This is a genomic window from Shinella sp. SUS2, assembly GCF_001262505.1.
Taxonomy (GTDB): domain Bacteria; phylum Pseudomonadota; class Alphaproteobacteria; order Rhizobiales; family Rhizobiaceae; genus Shinella.
The window spans coordinates 1-4,334 of record NZ_KQ410799.1; the positions used below are offsets into that span (position 1 = coordinate 1).

Below are 4,334 nucleotides of genomic sequence, written 5' to 3' on the forward strand. Positions count from 1 at the left end.
TCGGCGTTCGCAAGCAGGTTGCGGGCATGTCTATCCAGATCAGCAACCAAATCCGCGGTGTGATGAAGACGTTTGGCGGTATCGTAAAGTTAACTTCAGCGAAGCAAAAGCGTGACGCCCGCCACGTGCACTGCTCATGCGCGAGCGATCTTCGCCCATAGGTTCATCGCCGCTTTGCGCAGTTCGCGATGATGGCTGGAGGGAATGTCGTGGCGCGGGATGTGGAAGAGGTTGGCAATCGGATCATGGATGGAAACGAAGAGTTGCAGATGTCGCTTTGACTTGAAGCGCTTCATGATCCGCTCTCGCCGTCGGATCGGCTGGTGGGAATTCTCCGCCCGATTGTTCAGGCCTTTATGGGAGCGGTGCTCGACACCGGGCATGATTTCCTGCTTTGCGGCGCCATAGGAGCGAAGCTTGTCGGTGATCATCACGCGCGGCGATCGTCCCTGGCCTTTCAAAAGCTTGCGCATCAGGCGCTTGGCCGCCTTGGCGTCGCGGCGGCTTTGCACCAGAACCTCCAGGACAAAACCGTCCTGATCCACGGCGCGCCATAGCCAATGCTTCTTGCCCCGGATCGAAATAACGACCTCATCGAGATGCCATTTATCGCCGAGTCGGCCGCGCGAACGTTGACGGATTTGGTTGGCGAAAGTTCGTCCGAATTTCTCTGCCCACAGCCGGATCGTTTGATGCGAGACAATGATGCCACGAGCGGCCAGCATGTCTTCGACCATCCGCAGGCTCAGGGGAAAACGGAAATAGAGCCACACCGCGTGGGCAATGATTTCAGCGGGAAAGCGGTGGCGACGGTAGAGCGGATCACGGTCTGTCATGCCTCTTCATCGCCTATCAAGCCCCAAGTTCCGTTAACTTTACGATGCCGCCGCCGGACATCGACGTCGATTTTGAGCATGAGAGGAGGGAGGAGGTCATCCAGTGGATCTACAACACCTACGGTCGCAGCAAGGCCGCGCTTTGTTCGACAGTAACGCGATACAGGGCCAAGGGGGCGCTGCGTGATGTTGGCAAGGCGCTCGGTCTGCCGGAAGACATGATCGGCCAGCTATCGTCGGGCGTCTGGGGCTGGTCGGAAGGGGTCTCGGAACGGCAGATCCGGGAGAACAATCTCAACGCGGCCGACTACCGGCTGAAGCTGACGCTGGAACTGGCGCAGCAGCTGATGGGCACGCCGCGCCATCTCGGCCAGCATCCCGGTGGCTTCGTCCTGACCAATGACCGGCTCGACGATCTCGTGCCGATCGAACCGGCGCGCATGGACGATCGCCAGGTCATCGAATGGGACAAGGACGATATACAGGCGCTGAAATTCATGAAGGTCGACGTGTTGGCATTGGGCATGCTGACCTGCATGGCCAAGGCCTTCGCCCTGATGGCCGGGCACAAGGGTGATGTCCGCGACCTCGCCTCGATCCCAGCCGAGGATCCGCGCACCTATGCCATGATCCGCAAGGCCGACACGCTCGGCACCTTCCAGATCGAAAGCCGGGCGCAGATGTCGATGCTGCCGCGCCTGAAACCCCGCACATTTTATGATCTGGTCGTGCAGGTGGCTATTGTCAGGCCCGGGCCGATCCAGGGCGACATGGTGCATCCCTATCTCCGCCGGCGCGAAGGCAAGGAGCCGGTCGTCTATCCGACAGCCGAACTGGAGGCGGTGCTCTCGAAAACCCTCGGTGTCCCGTTGTTTCAAGAGTCGGCCATGAAAGTCGCCATGGTCTGCGCCGGTTTTACCGGCGGCGAGGCGGACCAGCTCCGAAAATCCATGGCGACCTTCAAATTCTCCGGCGGCGTCTCGAAGTTCAAGGACAAGCTGATTGCCGGCATGGTCAAGAACGGATACTCGGCCGAGTTCGCCGAGAACACATTTTCGCAGTTGGAAGGGTTCGGCAGTTATGGCTTTCCCGAGAGCCACGCCGCCAGCTTTGCCCTCATTGCCTATGCGTCGAGCTGGGTCAAATGCCATCACCCGGACGCCTTTTGCGCGGCGCTCTTGAACTCGCAGCCGATGGGATTTTACGCGCCGGCGCAGATCGTGAGGGATGCCGTCCAGCATGGTGTCGAGATTCGGCCCGTCTGCGTCAACGCTTCACGCTGGGACTGCACACTCGAGCAAGTCGATGGAAGCCGTCATTGCGCGGTCCGGCTCGGGATGCGGATGGTGAAGGGGCTCTCGACCGCGGACGCCGCCCGGATCGTGGCGGCGCGCGCCGAAGACGCTTTCGCGTCTGCTGACGATCTGTGGCGGCGGTCCGGCGTGCCGACGGCCGCCCTGGTGAAATTGGCCGAGGCTGATGCGTTCCTACCGTCACTGCAGCTCCAGCGCCGTGACGCGCTATGGGCGATCAAGGGTCTGCGAGACGAGCCGCTTGAGCTCTGGGCCGCTGCCGCCGAGCGCGAAGCGCGCCAGGTCGCGGAATTGCAAGAGCCCGAGGTCGCCCTGCCCTCGATGAGGGCAGGGCACGAGGTCGTCGAAGATTACGCCCACACCGGCCTCACCCTCCGCCAGCACCCGATCGCCTTCCTCCGCAAAGACCTTCGCCAGAAGGGCATGGTCACATGCGCCGAGGCCATGGCCGAGCGCGACGGTCGCTGGCTGATGACCGGCGGCCTGGTGCTCGTTCGCCAGCGGCCCGGCTCGGCCAAGGGCGTCATGTTCCTTACCCTCGAGGACGAAACCGGTATCGTCAATACGGTGGTCTGGCCGACGCTGTTCGAGCGCCAGCGCCGCGTTCTTCTCTCGGCTTCGATGATGGCGATCAACGGAAAAATCCAGCGGGAAGGGGACGTCGTTCACCTTGTCGCGCAGCGGCTATTCGACCTGTCGGACGATCTCGGCCGGCTGGGCGAGCGGGACGAACTATTTCCGTTGCCACATGGCCGGGGCGACGAGTTCGCGCGCGGCAATGGCGCACCGGATTCGCGCGAGCGGCCGAAGGCGGCGGCGCCCGCGCGCGACATCTACGTACCAGACCTCTTGATCGATCGACTGAAGGTCAAGAGCCGGAATTTTCATTAGTTGCCACCTAAGAGCATAGGGACAAGGCGAAGCGTACACACCTTTCTCGGCCCCAAAACAGCATCGCCTACTAGGCAGCCACGTCTCCAATCAGCGACCCAGCTGGAATATTCCATTCCTTGCTGAGCTTTCGAATCTGTTCGAGATTGATTTCCCGCTTGCCGTTCAGAAGATCGGCAGCCCGCGCTTTAGAGCCGATCACGGCTACCAGATCGGCGCGCGTGTAGTTGTTAGCAGCCATCACCGACTTGACCACTTCCACTGGGCTCGCAGCCGGGATCGGATAGTTTTTGCCTTCATACTGTTCGATCAGAAGGACGAGCGCGTCAAAATGAGCCGCGTCTTCAGTGCCTTCCTCAGGTTCGTTCTCGAAATACGGTCGAACTTCCTTCAGTGCGGCCTTGTACTCGTCTTCGCTCTGAAGGGTTCGGAAAGCTTTCAAATTCAACATATCGACCTCCTCACATCAGAGTTTTGCGACGTCAATCGCGTCATACTGGGCATGCGTCCCGACAAACAGAACGAAAATCCGTTTCGTCCGAAATGCGACCAAACCCACAATGCGATATTTGTTGCCACCCACGTCGAAAATCACTTTGTTGCCCGCGACCATGTCGGCTGAGTTGAACGTCTTCTTCAGCTCACCGAAATTGCTCCAGCTTGCCTTTGATGCGGTTGCATACCATTCCGTCATCGCCGCTTCAGCAGTCTCTCTTGGCGCTCCTTTCGGTAGGTCGCTCCAGAAATTGACCAACGCAGACTTGGCGATAACGTTCACGTTGGCTCCTATATATCGCGTTCCCAATCTGGAAACAAGCTCTAAATTCCCAATTTGGAAACCAGCATTCGAGTCCTAAATTGCGCGGCATAAAATCTCAGTCGGTCTTTACGATCAACCCCATCCAGTCCACGCGAAAACGCTGGTGGCCAAGGTTCTGCGCCACGGCCACAAGCAACGCGTGAAGGCATCCGCCGATCAGAAACTTCTGGAATTGGGGTCTGCCGGATCGTCAAAGCGGGCGGCGGCTCGTCGCCCATGACGAGGCCTCATGCCACTTGGCGTCCGTGGTTGAAACTGGCCCAACTGTCGCATTACTAAATAGCCGCTACAATATCATATCGCATAAGTTACCTTATGGAACTAACCCATTGATTTATTGCCCCAATTAATGGCCTTTCGGCAACACACACACCGATCTGCGACCACGCCCTATGTCGAAACAAGGGAGCCGCTCTTCGGCTGATGCGCAAATTGTTGAAGAGCCAAGGTGTTGCGCCGCGCGTGATGGTGACA

At 59.3% G+C, this 4,334-nt stretch carries 3 protein-coding genes and 2 pseudogenes; 2 read left to right on the top strand and 3 right to left on the bottom strand.

The genetic code is table 11. The annotated features are described in order from the left end of the window. Positions 1-134: 134 nt before the first annotated feature. Complete coding sequence (locus AKG11_RS33070) at positions 135-836, bottom strand: IS6 family transposase (protein ID WP_050747093.1); 702 nt, start codon at positions 834-836, stop codon at positions 135-137. Between the two features lie 50 nt (positions 837-886). Between AKG11_RS33070 and AKG11_RS33075 the strand changes: the two are divergent. Then, positions 887-3,040, top strand: a pseudogene (locus tag AKG11_RS33075) (error-prone DNA polymerase); the annotation flags it as partial. Between the two features lie 70 nt (positions 3,041-3,110). Here the strand turns inward: AKG11_RS33075 and AKG11_RS33080 are convergent. Together AKG11_RS33080 and AKG11_RS33085 are read right to left on the bottom strand one after the other, a co-directional pair. Next, entirely contained in the window at positions 3,111-3,491 is a 381-nt protein-coding gene (locus tag AKG11_RS33080) for a helix-turn-helix domain-containing protein (RefSeq protein ID WP_050747094.1), read from the bottom strand. Positions 3,492-3,506: 15 nt separating this feature from the next. Next, positions 3,507-3,818, bottom strand: a complete 312-nt coding sequence (locus AKG11_RS33085; RefSeq protein WP_050747095.1) for a type II toxin-antitoxin system HigB family toxin — start codon at positions 3,816-3,818, stop codon at positions 3,507-3,509. Positions 3,819-4,256: 438 nt separating this feature from the next. Between AKG11_RS33085 and AKG11_RS35020 the strand changes: the two are divergent. Then, positions 4,257-4,334: pseudogene (locus tag AKG11_RS35020) on the top strand (IS6 family transposase); the annotation flags it as partial.

What these genes read in the sequence shown, in the direction of transcription:
- AKG11_RS33080 (WP_050747094.1), bottom strand. Translation starts at nt 3,491, where the DNA reads ATGTTGAATTTGAAAGCTTTCCGAACCCTTCAGAGCGAAGACGAGTAC.
- AKG11_RS33070 (WP_050747093.1), bottom strand. Translation starts at nt 836, where the DNA reads ATGACAGACCGTGATCCGCTCTACCGTCGCCACCGCTTTCCCGCTGAA.